General features: G+C 71.1%; 19 protein-coding genes and 2 pseudogenes. 14 read left to right on the top strand and 7 right to left on the bottom strand.

Annotation, left to right across the window (positions count from 1 at the left end):
• Positions 1-76: 76 nt before the first annotated feature.
• Both LNW71_RS12910 and LNW71_RS12905 read left to right on the top strand, forming a co-directional pair.
• Complete coding sequence (locus LNW71_RS12910; RefSeq protein ID WP_250971984.1) at positions 77-3,283, top strand: sacsin N-terminal ATP-binding-like domain-containing protein; 3,207 nt, start codon at positions 77-79, stop codon at positions 3,281-3,283.
• Positions 3,284-3,460: 177 nt separating this feature from the next.
• Positions 3,461-4,396, top strand: a complete 936-nt coding sequence (locus tag LNW71_RS12905) for a hypothetical protein (RefSeq protein ID WP_250968374.1) — start codon at positions 3,461-3,463, stop codon at positions 4,394-4,396.
• A gap of 46 nt (positions 4,397-4,442) precedes the next feature.
• Here the strand turns inward: LNW71_RS12905 and LNW71_RS12900 are convergent, their stop codons facing one another.
• Entirely contained in the window at positions 4,443-6,935 is a 2,493-nt protein-coding gene (locus LNW71_RS12900; RefSeq protein WP_250968373.1) for an HAD-IC family P-type ATPase, read from the bottom strand.
• 111 nt (positions 6,936-7,046) lie between these two features.
• A complete protein-coding gene (locus LNW71_RS12895; RefSeq protein ID WP_250968372.1) occupies positions 7,047-7,346 on the bottom strand; it encodes a DUF2530 domain-containing protein in 300 nt (99 codons plus the stop codon).
• A gap of 187 nt (positions 7,347-7,533) precedes the next feature.
• On the opposite strand from LNW71_RS12895, the gene LNW71_RS12890 reads away from it, so the two are divergent.
• A complete protein-coding gene (locus tag LNW71_RS12890; RefSeq protein ID WP_250968371.1) occupies positions 7,534-8,988 on the top strand; it encodes an NCS2 family permease in 1,455 nt (484 codons plus the stop codon).
• 24 nt (positions 8,989-9,012) lie between these two features.
• Here the strand turns inward: LNW71_RS12890 and LNW71_RS12885 are convergent, their stop codons facing one another.
• On the bottom strand, positions 9,013-9,219 hold the full coding sequence (locus LNW71_RS12885) for a ribbon-helix-helix protein, CopG family (protein ID WP_148019339.1): 207 nt from the start codon (positions 9,217-9,219) through the stop codon (positions 9,013-9,015).
• Positions 9,220-9,364: 145 nt separating this feature from the next.
• On the opposite strand from LNW71_RS12885, the gene LNW71_RS12880 reads away from it, so the two are divergent.
• Positions 9,365-9,805 carry a MarR family winged helix-turn-helix transcriptional regulator gene (locus tag LNW71_RS12880; protein WP_123460825.1) on the top strand — a complete coding sequence of 147 codons (441 nt, stop codon included), beginning with the start codon at positions 9,365-9,367 and terminating at the stop codon, positions 9,803-9,805.
• Positions 9,806-9,901: 96 nt separating this feature from the next.
• The gene (locus tag LNW71_RS12875; protein ID WP_250968370.1) at positions 9,902-11,236 is read left to right on the top strand and encodes an MFS transporter; all 1,335 of its coding nucleotides are present in this window, start codon (positions 9,902-9,904) and stop codon (positions 11,234-11,236) included.
• Between the two features lie 72 nt (positions 11,237-11,308).
• Here LNW71_RS12875 and LNW71_RS12870 read toward each other — a convergent pair.
• Both LNW71_RS12870 and LNW71_RS12865 read right to left on the bottom strand, forming a co-directional pair.
• A pseudogene (locus LNW71_RS12870) lies at positions 11,309-11,536 on the bottom strand (Uma2 family endonuclease); the annotation flags it as partial.
• 191 nt (positions 11,537-11,727) lie between these two features.
• Positions 11,728-12,723, bottom strand: a complete 996-nt coding sequence (locus LNW71_RS12865) for an aldo/keto reductase (RefSeq protein ID WP_250968369.1) — start codon at positions 12,721-12,723, stop codon at positions 11,728-11,730.
• A gap of 432 nt (positions 12,724-13,155) precedes the next feature.
• Between LNW71_RS12865 and LNW71_RS12860 the strand changes: the two genes are divergently transcribed.
• Entirely contained in the window at positions 13,156-14,451 is a 1,296-nt protein-coding gene (locus LNW71_RS12860; RefSeq protein ID WP_250968368.1) for a right-handed parallel beta-helix repeat-containing protein, read from the top strand.
• Positions 14,452-14,642: 191 nt separating this feature from the next.
• On the opposite strand, the gene pip is transcribed toward LNW71_RS12860, so the two are convergent.
• Positions 14,643-15,617, bottom strand: a complete 975-nt coding sequence (pip, locus tag LNW71_RS12855; protein WP_250968367.1) for a prolyl aminopeptidase — start codon at positions 15,615-15,617, stop codon at positions 14,643-14,645.
• Positions 15,618-15,745: 128 nt separating this feature from the next.
• Positions 15,746-16,336, bottom strand: coding sequence for a hypothetical protein (locus LNW71_RS12850; protein WP_250968366.1), 591 nt, complete (start codon positions 16,334-16,336; stop codon positions 15,746-15,748).
• Here LNW71_RS12850 and LNW71_RS12845 point away from each other — a divergent pair.
• The 8 genes and pseudogenes from LNW71_RS12845 to LNW71_RS12815 all read left to right on the top strand — a co-directional run bounded on the left by LNW71_RS12845 (position 16,323) and on the right by LNW71_RS12815 (position 21,010).
• Positions 16,323-16,511, top strand: a complete 189-nt coding sequence (locus LNW71_RS12845; protein ID WP_250968365.1) for a hypothetical protein — start codon at positions 16,323-16,325, stop codon at positions 16,509-16,511. The two genes, LNW71_RS12850 and LNW71_RS12845, sit on opposite strands and share 14 nt — an antisense overlap.
• A 64-nt stretch (positions 16,512-16,575) precedes the next feature.
• Positions 16,576-17,046, top strand: a complete 471-nt coding sequence (locus LNW71_RS12840) for a hypothetical protein (RefSeq protein ID WP_250971983.1) — start codon at positions 16,576-16,578, stop codon at positions 17,044-17,046.
• A 228-nt stretch (positions 17,047-17,274) separates the two neighbouring features.
• Positions 17,275-17,445 (top strand): hypothetical protein, encoded by a 171-nt coding sequence (locus tag LNW71_RS36900; RefSeq protein ID WP_374119393.1) that lies wholly within the window; start codon positions 17,275-17,277, stop codon positions 17,443-17,445.
• A gap of 17 nt (positions 17,446-17,462) precedes the next feature.
• Positions 17,463-18,196, top strand: a pseudogene (locus tag LNW71_RS12835) (endonuclease/exonuclease/phosphatase family protein).
• Between the two features lie 842 nt (positions 18,197-19,038).
• A complete protein-coding gene (locus LNW71_RS12830; RefSeq protein WP_250968364.1) occupies positions 19,039-19,272 on the top strand; it encodes a hypothetical protein in 234 nt (77 codons plus the stop codon).
• 272 nt (positions 19,273-19,544) lie between these two features.
• Complete coding sequence (locus LNW71_RS12825) at positions 19,545-19,715, top strand: hydrophobic protein (RefSeq protein ID WP_250968363.1); 171 nt, start codon at positions 19,545-19,547, stop codon at positions 19,713-19,715.
• Between the two features lie 27 nt (positions 19,716-19,742).
• Entirely contained in the window at positions 19,743-20,075 is a 333-nt protein-coding gene (locus LNW71_RS12820) for a PRC-barrel domain-containing protein (protein ID WP_250968362.1), read from the top strand.
• Between the two features lie 95 nt (positions 20,076-20,170).
• Positions 20,171-21,010, top strand: coding sequence for a carboxymuconolactone decarboxylase family protein (locus tag LNW71_RS12815; RefSeq protein WP_250968361.1), 840 nt, complete (start codon positions 20,171-20,173; stop codon positions 21,008-21,010).

Raw genomic sequence — 21,010 nt, 5'->3', positions numbered from 1 at the left:
CAGGACCCGGTAGCTTCGGGGCGCACACTTGGCGGCACGGGGACGCCTAACCGGATGAGGGAGTCACAGCGTGAGCATGAATGCGACCGAGGGCGCCGACCCGTTCGGCACCGCACGACTGCGGCGCGGCGTGCTCGATGCCTGGGGCGCGGGCCCCGCCCGTTTCCGCGAGGACGCCAACGCCGAGGAGGACCTCGCGCTCGGCGGCTACCGCGACCGCCTCGTCGTCGAACTGGCCCAGAACGCCGCCGACGCCGCAGCCCGCGCCCGGGTACCCGGCCGACTCCGCCTCACCCTGCATCCCGCGACCGCCGAGGCCCCCGCCGTCCTCGCCGCCGCGAACACCGGCGCGCCCCTGGACGCCACCGGCGTGGAGTCGCTGTCCACCCTGCGCGCCTCCGCCAAGCGCGAGGGGCACGAATCGGCCGTGGGCAGGTTCGGTGTCGGGTTCGCCGCCGTGCTCGCGGTGAGCGACGAGCCCGCCGTCATCGGCCGGCACGGTGGCGTCCGCTGGTCACTCGCCGAGGCGCGCGACCTCGCCGCGCAGGCGGCCGTCGGCAGCCCCGGCCTCGGTGACGAGCTGCGCCGCCGGGACGGTCACGTACCCCTGCTGCGGCTCCCGCTGCCCGCCGAGGGCACCGCCCCGGACGGCTACGACACCGTCGTCGTCCTGCCGCTGCGCGACGGCGGGGCCGAGGACCTGGTCGGCCGGCTGCTCGACGCCGTCGACGACGCGTTGCTGCTCACCCTGCGCGGCCTCGACGAGATCGTCATCGAAACGCCGGACGCCGCACGGACGTTGAGGCGCTCGCAGCACGGCCCGTACACCCATGTCGAGGACTCCGCGCACGGCACGAACCGCTGGCGCACCGTCGTCCACCACGGACCGGTCGAGCCCGCGCTCCTCGCCGACCGCCCGCTGGAGGAACGGCTGCGCCCGCACTGGTCGGTGACCTGGGCCGTCCCGGTGGACGCGGAGGGCGCGCCGGTACGCCCCCGTACCGCCCCCGTCGTGCACGCGCCGACCCCCACCGACGAACCGCTCGGCGTACCCGCGCTGCTCATCGCGTCGCTGCCGCTGGACACCACCCGCCGCCACCCCGCGCCCGGACCGCTCACCGACTTCCTGGTGCAGCGCGCGGCCGACGCGTTCGCCGAGCTGCTCGCCGACTGGCAGCCGGTGTCCGTCGCCACCATCGGTCTCGTGCCCGGACCGCTCGGCAAGGGCGAGCTGGACGGCGCGCTGCGGGGCGCGATCCTGGAGCGGCTGCCGCGCGTCGCGTTCCTGGAGCCCGCCGCTCCCCGCGACCCGGCCGCCGAACCGGACCAGTGGGACACCTGGGACGCCGGGACCGAGAGCGCCCGTAAGGCCACCACCGCGCTGCGGCCCATCGAGGCCGAGGTGCTGGAGGGGGTCGGCGCCGAGACGGTCACCGTGCTGGCCGAGGTGCTGCCCTGTCTGCTGCCCGCCGGCCTGGAGCGCCGGGTCGAGCTGCGGACGCTCGGTGTCGCCCGGGTGCCGCTGACCGAGGCGATCGACCGGCTCGCCGGCCTTGAGCGCGACCCCGGCTGGTGGCGGCGGCTGTACGACAGCCTGGCCGGCATCGACCCGGACCGGCTCTCCGGTCTGCCGGTACCGCTCGCCGGGACGACTTCCCGGGGCCCGGAACCCGAGTCCCCGGCCGTCCCCCGCACCACCATCGGCCCCCGGCAGGTCCTGCTCCCGCTCCCGGACGCGCTGACCGGCCCGGTCCTGGACCGGCTCGGCCGGCTCGGGCTGAAGGTCGCTCACCCGGACGCCGCGCATCCGCTCCTGGAGAAGCTGGGCGCCCTGCCCGCCACCCCGCGCGCCGTGCTGACGACCCCGCAGGTGCGGGCCGCCGTCGCCGGTTCGCTGGACGCCGGCGAGATCTGGGACGAGGACGCCCTGGACGGCGACGAGCTCGTGGAGACCGTCCTCACCCTGGTCCGGGACGCCGATCTGGTGCCGGGCGACGAGCCGTGGCTCGGCGCGCTCGCGCTGCCGGACGAGGACGGCGAGCCCGCTCCGGCCGGTGAACTCGTGCTCCCCGGCAGCCCGTTCGCCTCCGTCATGCGCGAGGGCGAACTCGCCCTCTGCGACGCGGAGCTGGCCGGCCGCTGGGGCGAGCAGCCGCTGACCGCCTGCGGGGTGCTGGCCACGTTCGCACTCGTGCGGGCCACCGACGTGGTGCTGGATCCGGACGAACTGGAGCCGCGCGAAGGCGACTTCGCCGAGGCCGACGACGCCGGGCTGCTCGACGCGGTCGACGTGTGGTGCGAGGACATCCTCGACCAGCTCCCGGACACCCCCGTGCCGCCGGTCGCCACCGAACTGGTCGCCGTCCGCGACCTCGACCTCGTCGACGACGACGCCTGGCCGCAGGCGCTGGCGCTCCTCGCACAGCCGCCGCTGCGCGACGCGCTGACCCAGCCGGTGCGGGTGCTGCTCCCCGACGGTACGACGCAGTCCGTACGCCCGTACACCGCCTGGTGGCTGCGCGACCACCCGGTGCTGGACGGCCGCCGCCCGGCGGGCCTGCGCGCGGACGGGGGCGATCCCCGGCTGGCCGGCCTGTACGACTCCGCCGACGCGACCGGCTTCGACGACGCGCAGGTGCTGCGCGCGCTCGGTGTCCGGACCTCGGTCGCCGCCCTGCTGGACGAGCCCGGCGGTGCGGCCGAGCTCCTGGGCCGGCTCGCGGACGAGGACCGCCCGGTCGGTCCCGTACAACTGCACTCCCTGTACACGGCCCTGGCTGAACTCGACCCGGAGCAGGTCACGCTGCCGGACGAGCTGCGGGCCGTGGTCGACGGCGAGGTGCGGGTCGTCGACGCGGCGGACGCGATGATCGCGGACGCCCCCGACCTGCTGCCGCTCACCGAGGGACTGCCGCTCCTCCCGGTCGCCCCGGCGAACGCGGCCGAGCTGGCCGAGCTGTTCCAGGTGCGGCGGCTCGGCGAGAGCGTCGAGGCGGAGGTGACGAGCGAGGGCGAGGAGCACCAGGTGCCGGAACCGGTCCGCATCCTGCTCGGCGCCGGCACCCCGGCCACGTACGTCGAACATGCCGAACTGCGGGCGGGCGGCGTCGAGCTGGACTGGCGCCGCACCCCGGACGGCACCGTGCACGCCGCGACCCTGGAGGGCGTCGCGGCGGGCCTGGCCTGGGCGGCGGGCCAGTGGCCGCGCCGCTTCGAGGTGGCCGCCCTGCTGGAGGACCCGTCGCGCACGGAGGAACTGGCCCGGGACCGCTGGTTCGACTGACCCGCCCGGACGAGGGCGGTTGGGTCGCGCGGCGGATTCACGAAATTTCCTCAGGATCCGCACAACCCTTCACGGTCGGCGGACATCTTGTCAGTGGAGCCAGCAGGCTCCACTGACGATCTTGGGTCTGCGCGCGGACGACTGCCGCGGACCCCCTCTCCACCTTGGGGAACGAACATGCGCATTCGTGCCACCGTTGCCGCTGTCAGCGGCGCCCTGGCCCTTTCCGCCCTCGTCCTTCCGTCGGCCGCTCAGGCCGACGGCGCGCACGGTTCGACCAGCACCGTCGCCGACGTCGCGCGTGCGGCCCAGTCCGCCGCCGCGCAGTCCGGCGCGAAGAACGGCGCCCGCGCGGCCGCGGCCGCGTCCGAGCCGGGCGAGCTCGACCTCACCTTCTCCAAGCTCACGGTCAACGGCGGCAAGCCGATAGTCGTCGGCACCACGCTGACGAAGCGGGTTCCGACCACCTTCACCGTCACGCACGCCGCCGACGTGGACATCTTCGACTCGTCGTTCGTGCTCGATGTCTCGCTCTACCGCGGCTCGTTCGACAACCCGGCGAACGAGCTCTACGGCGACGAGGCTCCCGTCTGCAAGGCCGTGTCCGCCACGGTCGCCACCTGCAAGGGGCAGATCGCCGTCTGGCCCGAGTTCGACCTGCTCGGCAACGCCGACGCCACGAAGTGGAAGGCGGGCGGCTTCGCCGTCGACTTCCGGGGCCAGGACCCGGCCGAGGCCGACCCCAGCGAGGTCGGCTTCGCGCTGCAGGACAACCTGGGGACCGCGAGTCTCCAGCGTGCGTCGAAGCAGTCCGTCAACGCCTCGCCGGAGCCGGTCAAGAAGGGCAAGACCCTCACGGTCACCGGATGGCTGTCGCGGGCCAACTTCGACGACCTGAAGTACCACGGCTACACCGCCCAGCCCGTGAAGCTGCAGTTCCGCAAGAAGGGCAGCAGCACCTACACCACGGTGAAGACCGTGACGACGAACAACAAGGGTGACCTGAAGACCACCGTCAAGGCTTCGGCCGACGGCTACTGGCGCTACAGCTTCGCCGGTACGTCCACCACCCCGGCGGCCACCGCCACGGGTGACTACGTCGACGTGAAGTAGCCCTTCCGGCTCCTGCCGGAGTGGTCAAAGAGGCCGCCGCTTGCCGTCACACCGGGAAGCGGCGGCTCACCAGGCGCCAGGCGTACTCCAGTGCCACCGAGGCGATCACTGCGATGCCCACCGCCGTCCAGGGCATCGTCGTGCCCACCAGCTTCAGGGCGAAGAAGTCCTGGAGCCACGGCACCACGAGCACGACCAGGAAGGCCAGGCCCATCGCCGCCACCAGGCAGATCCGCCACCAGGTGTAGGGGCGGGCGATGATCGCCAGGACCCACATCGACACCAGGAACAGGGTGAGGGTGGCGGCGCTGGTCTCCGCGTCCAGGGCGCCGCTGCCGGCGTAGTGGTGCCGGGCGATCAGGTACGTCACGAAGGTGGCGACCGCCGCGATCGTGCCCGACGGGATCGCGTACCGCATCACGCGGCGCACGAAGTGCGGATGCGCGCGCTCCTTGTTGGGGGCCAGGGCCAGGAAGAACGCCGGGATGCCGATCGTCAGCGTCGACAGCAGCGTCAGGTGGCGGGGCAGGAACGGGTACTCGACCTGGAAGCAGACCACCAGGACGGCCAGCAGCACCGAGTAGACGGTCTTGGTCAGGAACAGGGTGGCGACCCTGGTGATGTTGCCGATGACCCGGCGGCCCTCGGCGACGACGGACGGCAGCGTCGCGAAGCTGTTGTTGAGCAGCACGATCTGGGCGACGGCCCGGGTCGCCTCGGAGCCGGAACCCATCGAGACGCCGATGTCGGCGTCCTTGAGGGCGAGGACGTCGTTGACCCCGTCGCCCGTCATCGCGACGGTGTGCCCGCGGGACTGGAGGGCGGCGACCATCTCCCGCTTCTGCTGCGGGGTGACGCGGCCGAAGACCGCGTTCTCCTCCATGGCGGTGGCCATCGCGTCCGGGTCGGTGGGCAGCTTGCGCGCGTCCAGGGTGTGTTCGGCGCCCGGCAGGCCGAGCTTCGCGGCGACGGCACCGACCGAGACGGCGTTGTCGCCGGAGATCACCTTCGTGGCGACCCGCTGGTCGGCGAAGTAGGCGAGGGTCTCCCCGGCGTCGGGCCGCAGCCGCTGTTCCACGACGATCAGCGCGCTCGGGACGGCTCCGGCGGCGGTCCCGGGGTCGTCGAGCGCGCCTTCGGTCCGGGCCAGGAGCAGCACGCGCAGGCCCTGCTGGTTCAGCTGCTCGATCTCGGCCAGCGCCGGGTCCTCCTCGGGCAGCAGCACGTCCGGGGCGCCGAGCAGCCAGGACGACGCCTGCCCGTCGCCCTCGTCGAACGCGGCGCCGCTGTACTTGCGGGCCGAGGAGAACGGCAGCGCCTGTGTGACGTGCCAGCCCTTGCCGTCCGGGGGCGGGTAGGCGTCGATGATCGCCTGGAGGCTGGCGTTGGGCCGGGGGTCGGAGGCGCCGAGGGCGCCGAGCACCCGGCCCAGGTACGCGTCGTCGGTGCCGTTCAGCGCCCGGACCTCGGTGACGTCCATGCCGCCCTCGGTGAGGGTGCCGGTCTTGTCCAGACAGACGACGTCGACCCTGGCCAGGCCCTCGATGGCGGGGAGTTCCTGGACCAGGCACTGCTTGCGGCCCAGCCGTACGACGCCGATGGCGAAGGCGACCGAGGTGAGCAGGACGAGCCCCTCCGGGATCATCGGGACGATGCCGCCGACGGTCCGGGCGACCGACTCCTTGAAGTTGTTGTCCTTCACCACCAGCTGGCTGATGATCAGGCCGAGCGCGGTCGGGATCATCATCCAGGTGACGTACTTGAGGATGGTGGAGATGCCGCTGCGCAGCTCGGACTGGACGAGGGTGAAGCGGGAGGCCTCCTCGGCGAGCTGCGCCGCGTAGGCCTCGCGGCCGACCTTCGTGGCGGCGAACGCCCCGCCGCCCGCGACGACGAAGCTGCCGGACATCACCGGGTCGCCGGCCCGTTTCAGGACCGGGTCGGCCTCGCCGGTGAGCAGGGACTCGTCGATCTCCAGGCTGTCGGCCTCGGCGACGGTGCCGTCCACGACGACCTTGTCGCCGGGCCCGAGCTCGACGAGGTCGCCCAGGACGATCTCGGAGGTGGAGATCTCGGCGGCCACGCCGTCCCGTCGCACGGTGGGTTTCGCCTCGCCGACGACCGCGAGGCCGTCCAGCGTCTTCTTGGCCCGCCACTCCTGCACGATGCCGATGCCGGTGTTGGCGATGATCACGAAGCCGAAGAGGCTGTCCTGGATCGGCGCGACACACAGCATGATCACCCAGAGCACGCCGATGATCAGGTTGAACCGGGTGAGGACGTTGGCGCGGACGATCTCGGTCACGGACCGGGAGGAGCGGACCGGTACGTCGTTGACCTCGCCGCGGGCGATCCGCTCGGCGACCTCGGCCGCGGTCAGTCCGCCCCCGCCGGCCGCCGGAGTCCGTTCCGGCAGTTCCACCGGGTGGACCGGGTCGAGCTCGGAGCCGGCGTCGATCGTCACCGGCCGGCCGTTGCCGGGAGGTCCGTGGGATCCGTTCGGCTCATCCCCTGAGGGGTCGAGTGCCCGCTGAGTCATGGTTCCGACGGTACGGGCGGATCGTCCGGTTCACCCGCCGGGTGGTCCGAAGACCGGACCGGGGGAGGACGGGGATCGTCCCGCGGTACTACGACCGGGCGCAAGCGTGCGTCAGGCGGTGCTGCCGGGGGCGTCCCCGGAGTCGGCCTGCGGGCCGGCCGCGTCGGCCGCGGCCATCCGCTTGAGTGCGGCGTCGCGCCCCCGCACGTACCAGATGCCGATCAGGCCGAGTCCCGCACCGGCCAGGCAGGTCCACACCCACCACAGGTGACCGTGGTCGTCGAACCAGCCGTAGAACGGGAGCTGGACGAGGAAGAGGACGAACCAGAGGATCGTGCCGCCGGTGATGGTCGCGACGACGGGCCCCTCCAGGGGCTCGGGTGCCTCGTGTTTCGGTGTCCACTTCGCCATGGGCTCAGTGTATGCGGCGCGTACATAAACGCCTTCAGGCCAGTCGGCCCAAGGGTCTACGCGCGGAGATAGCGATCTTTGCCTTATGTATTCATACTGAATCTGCTTGCGACTGTCTCGAATTGTTCGTGCGAAAGTCCAAAGCTGACCAGATTTAACCCCCCTCTACGTATGACTGAGGTCCGCCATGCCCCCCTCGGCCACCGCTCCGGTCGACTCCGAGCAGCCCCAGGCTCCCCAGCCCCACGGCGGCCTGGACCGTTACTTCAAGATCTCCGAGCGGGGGTCGTCGGTCGCGCGTGAGATCCGCGGCGGATTCGCCACCTTCTTCGCGATGGCGTACATCATCGTGCTGAACCCGATCATCCTGGGCAGCGCGAAGGACATGTACGGGCACCAGCTCGACAGTGGGCAGCTGGTCACCGCGACGGTCCTCACCGCGGCGTTCTCCACCCTGCTCATGGGTGTGATCGGCAACGTCCCGATCGCGCTGGCCGCGGGCCTCGGCGTCAACACCGTCGTCGCCCTCCAGCTCGCCCCTCGGATGAGCTGGCCCGACGCGATGGGCATGGTCGTCCTCGCCGGCATCGTGGTCATGCTGCTGGTCGCGACCGGGCTGCGGGAACGTGTGATGAACGCCGTGCCGACCTCGCTCCGCAAGGGCATCGCGATCGGTATCGGTCTCTTCATCCTGCTGATCGGCCTGGTCGACTCGGGCTTCGTCTCCCGTGTCCCGGACCTGGCGCACACCACCGTCCCGCTGCAGCTCGGCAACGACGGTCACCTCAACGGCTGGCCGGTCCTGGTCTTCGTCCTCGGCGCGCTGCTCACGCTCGCGCTGATCGTCCGCAAGGTGCCGGGCGCGATCCTGATCTCCATCGTGGCGATGACGGTCGTCGCGCTGGTCATCGACGCGGTCGCGGACCTGCCGGGCGAGGCCTGGGGCCTGACCGTGCCCCAGTGGCCGGGCAACCCGGTCGCCTCCCCCGACTTCGGGCTGATCGGCAAGGTCAGTCTGTTCGGCGGCTTCGACAAGGTGGGCGCGCTCACCGGCATCCTGTTCGTCTTCACCGTGCTGCTGTCCTGCTTCTTCGACGCGATGGGCACCATCCTCGGTGTCGGCGACGAGGCCAAGCTGATGGACAAGGAAGGCCACTTCCCCGGCATCAACAAGGTGCTCTTCGTCGACGGCATCGCGGTCGCCGCGGGCGGTGCGAGCTCCTCCTCCGCCTCGACCTGCTTCGTGGAGTCCACGGCAGGGGTCGGCGAGGGCGCCCGCACCGGCCTCGCGAGCGTGGTGACGGGTCTGCTGTTCACGGTGGCGCTGTTCCTGACGCCGCTGGCGACCATGGTCCCCTCGCAGGCGGCCACTCCGGCGCTGCTGGCGGTCGGCTTCCTGATCATCGCGGGCTCGGTGCGCGACATCGACTGGAGCGACTACACGCTCTCGATGCCGGCCTTCCTCGCCATGGTGATGATGCCGTTCACCTACTCGATCACCAACGGCATCGGGATCGGCTTCATCGCCTTCTGCGTGCTGCGGCTGGCCGCCGGGCGCGGTCGCTCGGTGCCGGTGGCCATGTATGTGGTGTCGGCGGTCTTCGTCTTCTACTACGCGATGCCGGCGCTCGGCCTCACGTGATCGCTCTGGGTGCGGCCCGGGGGGTCAGGTGACCTCCTCGGCCGTGACCCCTTCCGCCCCGTAGAACTTCTCTGTCTCGTCGACGGCCGCCTGGAAGCGCTCGTCGAAGTCGTCGCGAATGAGCGTCCGGACCACATAGTCCTGGACGCTCATTCCGCGTTTTGCGGCGTGCTGCTTGAGCCGGTCGAGCAGCTCACCGTCTATCCGCAGGCTGAGCACTGTCGATCCCATGGCATGCAGGGTTACGTCCCCCGGCCCCGCGGCGGGTCACTTTCCGGCACGAACTCACTCGTTTGGGTGATCGATTGGTGATTCGGGTCTCGCGCGTGTACCACCGAGTGGTCTTTAGGGTAGGTAATGAGTTACGCTAACAAACATGCCTGACCTGATCCACGACGGCGACAGTGCCGCCGCCGTGAGCTCCCTTCGCTCCGCCGTCATGCTGCTCGGCCGGCGCCTCAAGCACCAGCGCGTCGACGAGTCGCTGAGCCCCACCGAGATGTCGGTGCTCGGCACACTCGCCCGTTGCGGTTCCGCCACCCCCGGTGAGCTGGCCCGCAAGGAGCACGTGCAGCCGCCGTCGATGACCCGCATCGTCGCGCTGCTGGAAGCCAAGGGACTTGTCAGACTGGAACCGCACCCCGATGACCGTCGACAGAAGATGGTCAGCCAGACCGAGCAGGCCGAGGCCATGCTCGCCGAGAGCCGCTCCAAGCGGAACGCCTGGCTGACCACCCTCGCCGAAGGCCTGGACGAGGACGAGTGGGAGACGCTGCGCAACGCGGCGCCCGTGCTGGAGAAGCTCGCCCACCTGTAGCGGAGCGGGCCGTGCCGGGTCACGACCGGCGCACCGCCCCCACCGCCGCATCCCCGTCAGTCAGCGCAATGTCCACGCCCGAGGAGGCGAACCCTTTTGAGTACGGGATCCGGAGCAGACTCCGCCCCCGCACCGACTTCCACCCACGAGAGCAAGCCCGGCGGGACCTTCTCGTCGCTGAAGATCCGTAACTACCGCCTGTTCGCAACCGGCGCCGTGATCTCCAACACCGGTACCTGGATGTCCCGCATCACGCAGGACTGGCTCGTCCTGAGCCTCACCGGGTCCGCCGCCGCCGTCGGCATCACCACGGCACTCCAGTTCCTCCCCATGCTGCTCTTCGGCCTGTACGGGGGCGTCATCGCCGACCGTCTGCCCAAGCGCAAGCTCCTGCTCTTCAGCCAGGCGGCACTCGGCCTGTGCGGTATCGCGCTCGCCGCGCTCACGCTCTCCGGTGTGGTCCAGGTGTGGCACGTCTACCTCATCGCGTTCCTGCTCGGCATGGTCACGGTCGTGGACAACCCGGCCCGCCAGTCGTTCGTGTCCGAGATGGTCGGCCCCGCACAGCTGCGCAACGCGGTCAGTCTGAACTCGGCGAACTTCCAGTCCGCCCGGCTCATCGGTCCCGCCGTCGCGGGTGTGCTGATCACCACGGTCGGCAGCGGCTGGGCCTTCATGTTCAACGGCCTGTCGTTCCTCGCCCCGCTCGTCGGCCTGCTGATGATGCGTACGAGCGAGCTCCACAAGGCCGTCGTCGTCCCGCGTGCCAAGGGACAGCTGCGCGAGGGCCTGCGCTACGTCTCCGGCCGTCCGGAGCTGATCTGGCCGATCGTCCTCGTCGGCTTCGTCGGTACGTTCGGATTCAACTTCCCGATCTGGCTGACGGCGTTCGCGGACGAGGTCTTCCACGGCGGCGCCGGGATGTACTCGTTCTTCAACATCCTGATGGCGGCCGGCTCCCTGGTCGGAGCCCTGCTTGCCGCCCGCCGCCGCTCCTCGCGGCTGCGGATGCTGGTCCTCGCGGGCTCGGCCTTCGGCGTGCTGGAGATCATCGCCTCCGTCTCGCCGTCCGTCTGGCTGTTCTCGATCCTGCTCGTCCCGATCGGCATGATCGGTCTGACGACCAACATCAGCGCGAACACCAGCGTCCAGATGGCGGCGGACCCGGCCATGCGCGGCCGGGTGATGAGCCTGTACATGATGGTCTTCGCCGGAGGTACGCCGGTGGGCGCCCCGATCGTCGGCTGGATCAGCGACGCGTACGGCGTCCGGACCGGAATGGCCGTCGGCGGTGCGTTCTCGCTGGTGGCCGCGCTCGGAGTCGGCTTCATGCTGGCCCGGGTGGGCGGTCTGCGCCTCAAGGTCGACCTGCGACCCGGCCGCCCGCACGTGCGTTTCGTCCCGCGCGACCAGCTGGCCACGGCGGCCTGAGGGCTGTCCGCACACGCGAAAGCGGCCCCGACCGGGTACTCCGGTACGGGGCCGCTTCGCGTCGGTGGAGGATCAGTCGCGGGGGAAGGCGCCTGTCTCCAGGGTGAGGCCGACGACGGTCGCGGTGAGGTCGATCGGTGTGCCGAAGTCGAAGCTCAGCGTCCCCCGGTACTCGTCGTCCTTCGGGAGCGTGTGGAGGTGCCATTTGCCGGTGTACGGATCGACGATGACGTACACCGGGACGCCTGCCGTGGCGTACGTGGCCATCTTCGATCCGTAGTCGTTGGCCGCGGTCTGCTGCCAGCCGCGCTGCGAGGTGATGCGGGCCTGGCCGCCGGGGCGGTGAGCCGGGCGGTTACGCTCGTCGGGTGGACCCCAAGACCAGAAACCGCATTATGGCGGCTGTGCTCGTGCTGATGTTCGTCGTGGTGGCAGCGGCGGCCGCCCTCGGCTGATGAGCCCGGCGAGGACGGCCGTACGCACGCCGACTCCTACCAGGCGAAGTTCTCCGGCGACGGGCCGGGACCGGGGAAGATCTCGTCCAGCGCGGTCAGCACCTCGCCCGAAAGCTCCAGCTCCACCGCACGCAGTGCGGAGTCGAGCTGCTCCCGCGTACGCGGACCGGAGATCGGACCCGTGACGCCGGGACGGGTCAGCAGCCAGGCCAGGCCGGCCTCGCCGGGCTCCAGGCCGTGCTTCTCCAGCAGGTCCTCGTACGCCTGGACCTGGGCCCGCACCTTCGGGTCGGCGAGCGCCTCGCCGGACCGGCCCGAGGTGGACCGGGCGCCGCCGCCCTCGCGCTCCTTGCGCAGCGCGCCGCCGAGCAGCCCGCCGTGCAGCGGCGACCACGGGATGACGCCGAGGCCGTACTCCTGGGCGGCCGGGATGACCTCCATCTCGGCCCCCCGCTCCATCAGGTTGTAGATGCACTGCTCGCTGACCAGCCCGTAGCTGCCCCGCTGCCGGGCCCGCTCGTTGGCCTGGGCGATCTTGTAGCCCGAGAAGTTGGACGAGCCCGCGTAAAGGATCTTGCCCTGCTGGATCAGTACGTCGATGGCCTGCCAGATCTCGTCGATCGGGGTGTCACGGTCGACGTGGTGGAACTGGTACAGGTCGATGTGGTCCGTCTGCAGCCGCTTGAGGCTCGCGTCGACGGCCCGGCGGATGTTGACCGCGGACAGCTTGTCGTGGTTGGGCCACGCCTGGCTGTCGGCGCCCATGTTGCCGTAGACCTTGGTGGCGAGGACGACCTTGTCGCGACGGTCGCCGCCCTGCGCGAACCAGGTGCCGAGGATCTCCTCGGTACGGCCCTTGTTCTCGCCCCAGCCGTAGACGTTCGCGGTGTCGAAGAAGTTGACGCCCGCGTCCAGAGCGGCGTCCATGAGCGCGTGGCTGTCGCTCTCGTTGGTCTGGGGGCCGAAGTTCATCGTCCCCAGGACGAGGCGGCTGACTTTGAGTCCTGTGCGTCCGAGCTGCGTGTACTTCATGAGGTCAACCCAACGCCTTGGAGTCCGCTCGAAGCAAGGGTGGATTCCTGCGGCGCGGCGGGATCACTCCGTCGTGCGGCCTCTGGGACGGGCGACCCGTGGTTCACAATCATGATTACGTTTCAGATAGGTGTCCATTGACGTGAACATGAGGGGCATCTATCGTCCATAGAAAGCGCTTGCGTGATCCGATGGAGGTTCCTCTCCGTGAGACCCGTTCACGGACTCGAACAAACACGGTGCCATGACTGAAGCCTCGACAGAAGGGGTGCTCACGTTCTTCCCGGACGTGGCCGAGGCCGCGCCCGTACCGACATCGCCATGCCCGCAGCGCAGTCGCCCGAGCCGCCGCCCCACCCAGAGACGGACCGGGCCACCGTACGAACCGCCACACCAACCGTCGAACGAACCAACCCCACCTGGAGTCGAACGATGCAGATCAGACCCGTCATCGCCTGCGTCAGCCTGCTGGCCGGCGCACTTGCCGTCGTGACCGGCGCGACCGCTCAGGCCGCGCCCACCCTGCACCTGGCCGGAGAGTCGCCCGCCGCCTGCGCGAGCCCCGGCGCGGGCGGCGGGTCCTGCCTGCCCGGTCTCAGCGCCCTCGGCGGCGACGCGCCGGTCGCCTCCGTACCGCTGGACGCCACCGCTCTCTACGTGGCGCCGGACGGCACCGACGGCGCAGCCGGAACGGAAGCTGACCCGACGACACTGGCCTCGGCCATCAGCCGCGTCGGCTCCGGCGGCACGGTCTACCTGCGCGGCGGGACGTACCACTACGCACAGACGGTCACCATCCCGCCGGGCAACGACGGTTCATCGAGTGCCCGCACGACCCTGGCCGCCTACCCGGGCGAGAGCCCGGTGCTGAGCTTCGCGGAGATGAGCGAGGACGGGGCCAACCGCGGGCTCGCCGTCAACGGGGACTTCTGGCACATCAACGGCATCGTCGTCGAGCACGCCGGTGACAACGGGATCTTCGTCGGCGGCAGCAACAACATCGTCGAGCACGTCGTGACACGCTTCAACCACGACTCGGGGCTGCAGATCTCACGGATCGCCTCGACCACTCCGGACGACGAGTGGCCCGCCGACAACCTCATCCTGAGCTCGGAGTCGCACGACAACGCCGACTCCGACGGCGAGGACGCCGACGGCTTCGCCTCCAAGCTCACTTCCGGCCCCGGGAACGTCTTCCGCTACACGGTCTCCCACAACAACATCGACGACGGCTGGGACCTCTACACCAAGAACGAGACCGGCCCCATCGGCCCGGTGACCATCGAGGACTCCCTCTCCTACAGCAACGGCACCCTCTCGGACGGGACCGTGAACTCGGACGGTGACCGCAACGGCTTCAAGCTCGGCGGTGACGACATCGAGGTCGACCACGTCGTACGCCGCAACATCGCCTACGACAACGGCCATCACGGATTCACGTACAACAGCAACCCCGGCTCGATGACCGTCTCGGACAACGTCGCCATAGACAACGAGGAACGCAACTTCTCCTTTGACAAGGGCACTTCCGTCTACCGCAACAACACCTCCTGCCGGAGTGGCAGCGGCTCGAACGACAAGACGGTCGGCGACGCCGACGGTTCGAACCAGTTCTGGACCGGCTCGAACGGCTCCCGGTGCTCCTCGTACGACGGAGCCATGGACTGGTCGTTCGCTGCGGACGGCCACCTCGTCGTGACCTTCGGCGGCACCGTCGTGACGCCGTAACCGACCGGCGCCCGGTGAAGGGCGGGGCGACCCCGCCTTCACCGGGCGCGAGCGGACTGCCGGCGGACGGTCGGCGCAGTATGTGCCGAGCTGTCGGAGTTCCCAGCCAGGACGGGAACTCCGACAGGAGCGACGCCCGCCCCTGACTGCTCAACGTCGGCCATCGGTCGCCTGTTCGGTGGAACGGGCCTCTACCCCGCGAACCGGTCGAGCGCCGCCAGTACCGCCCGGCTCGTCGCCGCGCCGCCGAGATGACCCGCCTCCGCGATCACGGTCAGTTCCGCGTCCGGCCACACCTTCGCCAGCTCCCACGCGGTGGTCAGCGGGCCGGCCAGGTCGAACCGCCCGTGCACCAGCACGCCGGGGATCCCCGCCAGCCGCCCGGCGTCCCGGATCAGCTGCCCCTCCTCCAGCCAGGCGCCGTTCGAGAAGTAGTGCGCGCAGATCCGCACCAGCGCCCGCTGCGCCCGGCCGGGGCGGCCGCTGTACGGCGGCGGCCCGGTGTACGTCTCCAGCGAGAGCACCGCGTCCTCCCAGGCGCACCAGTCGGCGGTCGCCCGCGCCCGGACCTCCGGGTCGGGGCTCTCCGTCCGCCGGGCGTAAGCGGCGAGCACGTCAGGAGTCGCGTCGCTCGCGGCCTCCGGGACCGCGGCCCGGAACAGGTCCCAGGCCTCGGGGAAGATCTGCCCCACGCCCCGGTACAGCCAGTCGGTCTCGGAGCGGCGGGTCGTGGTGACGGCCGGGATCACGATCTCGCTGACCCGCTCGGGGTGCTGTTCGGCGTACGCGAGGATCAGCGTCGAGCCCCAGGAGCCCCCGTAGAGCAGCCACTTGTCGATGCCCAGCCGGACGCGCAGCCGCTCCATGTCGGCGATCAGCCGGTCCGTGGTGTTGAACCGCATGAGGGTGGCCGGATCGCTCGCGTGCGGGGTGGAGCGGCCGCAGCCACGCTGGTCGAAGAGGATCACGCGGTAGCGGTCCGGGTCGAAGTACTGCCGGGGCCGCTCCGCGCATCCCGAGCCCGGTCCGCCGTGCACGACCACGGCGGGCTTGCCGGCCGGGTTGCCGCATGCCTCCCAGTACACGAGGTTGCCTTCGCCGACGTCGAGCATGCCCTGCTCGTACGGCTGGGCCGGTGGGTACTTCTCGTCGGGTCGGCGCTGCACGGCGGTGTCCCTCTCGGCTTGGTGGCATGCAAGGGGGAACAGCCTATGGGCTGCCCGGCGGGGGCCGGCGGCTTGGCATTCTGGGCACCTGCCTGCCAGGCAGGTTCCTGGCCTCGCAGGTCTGTTGCTCAGCCCTTGACGGCCACGTGGTACGCGGACGCCCACAGCGTCACCGCGGAGCCCAGGCCCACCACGGCCCGCGCGCTCTCGCTCGACAGGCCCGCCGCGATGAGCACGAACCCGACGGCCGCGAGAACGCTGAGCATTACGGCCGTTCCCCTGTACTGCCACTGGTCGTAGAAGCGCGCGAGCGGGAAGAAGTGCAGGCCCACCACCAGCGCGATGGCCGGCGGAATGAACTCGGGGCGCCCCGCGGCGTTGGACGCCGCGATCACCGCGAAGACGGCGGCCACCTCGACGATGTTCACGATGCCGACCGCGCGCGCCCAGTTCTCCGGCAGGCTCGCCATGCGCGGCGAGGGGGCGGCGCCCTTGCGGTAGGCGAGCACGATCGCCACCGCGGTGAGCGGCACGGCGATGATCTCGACGGCCAGGGCCGCGCCCGACGAGGCGAGTCCGGACGCGCCGGCGAAGGCCCAGATCACGGCGAACACCGACAGGACGAGCGTGCCCCGGCGGCGCAGGTTCCGGGTGAGCGCGGCGCACTCGGCATCCGTGGCCGAAGGTGTGGAGGGCGTCGACGGCGTGGTGGGGGTCATTGGCGGAGAGTACGGTAACGCGGGCGTCCTCCACCTCCCGGACGACCCGGCCCAGCGCCGCCGGGACGCGCAGATGGCGGTGCGTGCCGCGCTCAAGGACCGCACCCTCCTCTACGCCCACGAGGCGGGCCGCAGTGTGCTGCCCGTGCGGGAACCGGAGGCCCAGCCGGCCTGACGCGCCACGCGGACCGCGCCGGCCTGCCGCGTAGCCTGGGAGCCGTGAACGCCACCCCGAGGTACTGGCCGTACTCGATGACCTGCTCGCCGCCGCAGAGCCCGAAGACCGCGGAGCTCTCTGGCAACTGGCTCAGCAGGGAAGGGAGTTGGACGCCAATCTGGTGCGTCTGCCGCCGGGTGCCGAAGTCGGTGCGCACCAGGAGGACGTACTGGACGTCCTGCTCGTCGTCCTCGCGGGCAGCGGCCGCCTCACCCCCGGGCAGGGCGGCCCGCCCCTCACCCTGACGCCCAGCACGGTCACCTGGCTGCCCCGCACCTCCCGCCGCGCCCTGGCCGCGGGCCCGGACGGCCTGGCCTACCTCACGGTCCACCGCCGCCGCCCCGGCCTCGCCGTCAAACCCGCGGTGTTCGCGCCGGAGGGCGGCGAGGCGCCGTGCTCCCTGGACCGGGTCTGCCCGGAGTGCGGCCGGATGTCCCAGGAGTCGGCACCGAAGTACTGCGGCGAGTGCGGGGAGCGCTTCCCGGAGCGCTGAGCGCGCGGCGGGGCTTCCGGCAGCCGCGGGACTCAGGAAGCCTGAACCGATCCGCCCGGCAGCTCGTCCTGGGGAGCAGGACCGAGCGGACGGGAAGCCATGGTGGAGCGGACGGACAGCGGGGTGTCGCCGGCGAGGAGGACGGCAGCGCTCCGGATACGGCATCGGCTGCCCGGCAGGGGGCCACGCGGGGGAGCGGGCGGCCGGTCGGCCTGGGTGCGGGGCCGGGTGCCCGTCGCGCTCGCGGTGCTGACGGCCGGACTGCTGGCGTGCCACCGGGCGGTGCCCAACACCGGTCTCCACCTGGGGAGTCTGCTGGAGGCGTTCCTGCCCTGGCTCGGCCTGGCGGTCCTCCCCTGCTGCTCCTGGCCCTGCTGCGCCGCTCCGCCACCGCCCTGACGGCCCTGCTGCTGCCGGTGGCGGCCTGGACGTACGTCTTCGGCGGACTGCTCCTGCCCGCACCGGATCCCGGTCCGCGGGAGCTGGTCGTGGTGCAGCACAACGTCAGTGACGAGAACCCCGACCCGGCAGGCACGGTCCGCACCCTGGCCGCCGCCGAGCCGGACATCGTCGCGCTGGAGGAGCTGGTGCCGCCGGCCCTGCGGGTCTACGAGAAGGCCCTCGCCCCGCACTTCCCCTTCCACGCGGTCCGGGGGACCGTCGGCCTCTGGTCGAAGCACCCGATCTCCGGCACCCGCCTGCTGGACATCAAGCCCCGGGCATCGGCGAAGGTTGGAGCCGCGGGCTGCGCACGCTGGTCCACACACCGCACGGCGACGTCGCCGCATACGTCGCCCACCTGCCCTCGGTCCGCGTCCGGGCGAGCGGGCTCGCCGCCTCCTCGCGGGACGAGAGCGCAGGCCTGCTGGGCGAGGCCGTCGCGGCGGAGCGGACCGGAACGGTGATCCTCATGGGCGACCTCAACGGCACGGCCGAGGACCGTGGGCTGGCCCCGCTGACCTCGCGGCTGAACGTGGCGGAGCGGGGCTTCGCCCTCAGCTTCCCGGCGGCCTTCCCGCTGTCCAGGATCGACCAGGTGATGGCCCGCTCGGCCACCGTCGACGACATCCGCACCCTGCCCGCCACCGGCAGCGACCACCTGCCCGTGGCCGCCCGGATCGCGCTGGGCCGAGGGCCGGCCGCTGGGTGAATGCCCCCCGCCCGCCCCCGGACCCCGCCCGCCCCGCGTACACCGCCCGCCCTGGGGCCCCGACCGGCGCGCTGGACCGGCCGCGACTGCGAACATGTGTCCGGGCCGGCTTCCGAAACCGCGGCCCTGTTCCGCCCGCGTCCCGGCAGCGCCCCGATCCATCCCTCAGGAGTGGCCGCAATGACTCGTACCACCCCGCCGCGTCCTCTCGACGTGGAGGCACTGTTCCCCGAGGTCGCCGCCCATCGCAGGGAGACCGTCCGGTTGCACCCAAGGGGCGGGAACCCCGGGACGGGTGAGAGTTCGCTCGGCGGCCCGTTGCTGTGGCCGCGGTCGCTGGCGTGGCCGCACTGCACCGACGACCACCCGCGCACGGCGTTCGCCCCGCCCCGGGCCGCCGGGGCGCTGCCTCTGATACCCGTACTCCAGCTGTACGCACGTGAGGTGCCCGAGCTGCCCTTCCCGGCCGGCACGGACGTCCTCCAGGTCCTGTGGTGTCCTTTCGACCACGTGGCCGGGTACGTCCCCCGCCCGGAGCTGTACTGGCGGGACAGCTCCGCGTCGGACGGGGAGTCCCTCGCCCCGCCCCGGCCGGACGGTGCCGGGGACGACTACCTCCCCGCCCCGTGCGTACTGCACCCCGAGCGGGTCGTCGAGTACCCGAACTGGGATCTGCCGGACGACGTCGCCGAGGCGCTGGAGGAACGGTTCGAGCAGGTGGAGGAGGAGACCGGCTGGTCGTACTGGTCCCATCTGTCGGTGGCCGGCGGCGTCAAGGTCGGCGGCTACCCACCTGGACCCAGGACCCCTGCTGGCCCGACTGCACGGGCTGCGGCGGGCGGATGGACCACCTGCTCACGGTCAACAGCGCCGAGTTCGACGGGGAGTCGTGGCGGGCCTGGCTGCCCACGGAGGACACCCCCGCGAGCGGCACGATCTGGGACCTCCCCTACGAGGACCGCACCCTGATCCAGCGGCCGCCGGGCCTGATGCTCGGTGACATGGGCGGCATCTACGTCTTCGTCTGCCTCCGGTGTCCCGACCGGCCGTACGCGTACCACTCCGACTGCTCGTAGCGGCTCTCGGGGCCCTCATCCGCGAGGCGGCCATGGAGGCCGTCACCGGGGCCCGGCAACCGTGATCCCGTCGCATTCCGCGGGGTCCACTCGCGCCGTCCGGCTGACGTCAGAAACCATTTCTCATCTCCGACTGGCCACGGATCACGCCCCCAAACCCAACAGTTGCCGCAGGGAAATTGTCGTGACTCTGCGTGCTGTAAGAACTACCTAAGATCCGCGGGAGTGAGGCGTTCGGAAGAGGGCATGCGGTGGCTCGGAGGTTGATAAAAATGGTTCCTATTCTTCTTGTTCTTCTGCTCGCCCTGATCCTCTTCGGTGCCGGCTTCGCGGTCCAGGCTCTCTGGTGGATCGCCATTGTCGTGCTGGTGGTGTGGCTGCTCGGATTCGTGATCCGGCCGGCTGCCAGCGGCGGTAAGCGAGGCCGCTGGTACCGCTGGTAGTCCGGCGTCAACTGCACGTCCAAGCGGGTGGGCCCGACCACCGGCCACACCACAGGCACTGACCTGATCGGTTACAAGGTCGAGGCCACGGACGGCAGCATCGGCAAGGTTGACAAGCACTCGGACGACGTCAACTCCTCCTACCTGGTGGTCGACACCGGTGTCTGGATCTTCGGCAAGCACGTTCTCCTGCCGGCCGGCACCGTACGCACCGTGGACCAGGCGGAGCGGAAGATCTTCGTGGACCTCACCAAGGACCAGATCAAGAACTCCCCGGAGTTCGACAAGGACAAGCATGTCGGGGACGCGGGCTACCACGAGCAGGTCGGCGGTTATTACCAGAGTCACCGCCGCGCCTAGTAGTTGGCGCCACGCCATGAGGCGGGGGCGACCGGATATTCTCCGGTCGCCCCCGCCTTGCGTTGGAGTTCACTCCAAGTCCTATCTTCCGTTGCATGAACAGCGAACAGCGCACCTCCGCCGCCCCGATCAGCACCGACGACCGCTACGAGCGTGGTCTGGCCCTGCTCCGGGAGGTCAGCGGCGGCAAGCACGAGGCGGTACTCGGCGGCCTCTCGGACATCGCCCCGGACCTGGCCCGCTACACCGCCGAATTCGCTTACGGCGACCTGTACGCGCGCCCCGGCCTCAGCTACCGGCAGCGCCAGTTGACGATCGTCGCCGCACTCGCGGCCATGGGGAACGCCGCCCCGCAGCTGCGCTTCCACATCGACGCGGCACTGAACGTCGGCTGCACCCGCGCGGAGATCATGGAGACGCTCATCCACGTCTGTGTCTTCGCCGGCTTCCCGGCCACGCTCAACGGCCTCACCGCCGCCCGCGAGGTCTTCGAGGCCGCCCCCGAGGAGACGTCGGCCCCCGCGGCGCCCGCCGCCACGAAGGACCAGGCCGGGGACCGGTTCCAGCGGGGCCGGGCGGCACTTGAGCACATCGACGGCCACGCCGGACAGCAGGTCATCGACTCCCTGAAGGACATCGCCCCGGACCTGGCCCGCTATGTCATCGAGTTCAGCTTCGGCGACATCTACTCCCGCCCCGGCCTGGACCTGAAGACCCGCGAACTGGTCACCGTCGCGATCTGCACGGCGCTCGGCACGGCCGGTCCCCAGCTGCGCGTACACCTCCACGGCCTGCTCAACGTCGGGGGCAGCGAGGCGGAAGCCGTCGAGGTGATCACGCAGATGACGGCCTACGCCGGTTTCCCCGCCGCCCTGAACGGCATCACCGCGGCCCGCGAGGTCTTCGCCCAGCGGTCAGCCGGTGCGCAGGGCTGA

Origin of the sequence: Streptomyces sp. RKAG290 (assembly GCF_023701695.1) — a bacterium.
Classification (GTDB): domain Bacteria; phylum Actinomycetota; class Actinomycetes; order Streptomycetales; family Streptomycetaceae; genus Streptomyces.
The sequence above is the reverse complement of the archived record's forward strand: the minus strand, read 5'-3'. Positions and strand labels throughout refer to the sequence as shown.

Excerpts from the sequence above, each read along its gene's own strand:
- LNW71_RS12865 (WP_250968369.1), bottom strand. The coding sequence starts at position 12,723 with ATGAAGTACACGCAGCTCGGACGCACAGGACTCAAAGTCAGCCGCCTC.
- LNW71_RS12885 (WP_148019339.1), bottom strand. The coding sequence starts at position 9,219 with ATGGGATCGACAGTGCTCAGCCTGCGGATAGACGGTGAGCTGCTCGAC.
- LNW71_RS12850 (WP_250968366.1), bottom strand. The coding sequence starts at position 16,336 with ATGACCCCCACCACGCCGTCGACGCCCTCCACACCTTCGGCCACGGAT.
- LNW71_RS12905 (WP_250968374.1), top strand. The coding sequence starts at position 3,461 with ATGCGCATTCGTGCCACCGTTGCCGCTGTCAGCGGCGCCCTGGCCCTT.
- LNW71_RS12830 (WP_250968364.1), top strand. The coding sequence starts at position 19,039 with ATGGACCACCTGCTCACGGTCAACAGCGCCGAGTTCGACGGGGAGTCG.
- LNW71_RS12825 (WP_250968363.1), top strand. The coding sequence starts at position 19,545 with ATGGTTCCTATTCTTCTTGTTCTTCTGCTCGCCCTGATCCTCTTCGGT.
- LNW71_RS12900 (WP_250968373.1), bottom strand. The coding sequence starts at position 6,935 with ATGACTCAGCGGGCACTCGACCCCTCAGGGGATGAGCCGAACGGATCC.
- LNW71_RS12860 (WP_250968368.1), top strand. The coding sequence starts at position 13,156 with ATGCAGATCAGACCCGTCATCGCCTGCGTCAGCCTGCTGGCCGGCGCA.
- LNW71_RS12880 (WP_123460825.1), top strand. The coding sequence starts at position 9,365 with ATGCCTGACCTGATCCACGACGGCGACAGTGCCGCCGCCGTGAGCTCC.
- LNW71_RS12890 (WP_250968371.1), top strand. The coding sequence starts at position 7,534 with ATGCCCCCCTCGGCCACCGCTCCGGTCGACTCCGAGCAGCCCCAGGCT.
- LNW71_RS12895 (WP_250968372.1), bottom strand. The coding sequence starts at position 7,346 with ATGGCGAAGTGGACACCGAAACACGAGGCACCCGAGCCCCTGGAGGGG.
- LNW71_RS12910 (WP_250971984.1), top strand. The coding sequence starts at position 77 with ATGAATGCGACCGAGGGCGCCGACCCGTTCGGCACCGCACGACTGCGG.
- LNW71_RS12815 (WP_250968361.1), top strand. The coding sequence starts at position 20,171 with ATGAACAGCGAACAGCGCACCTCCGCCGCCCCGATCAGCACCGACGAC.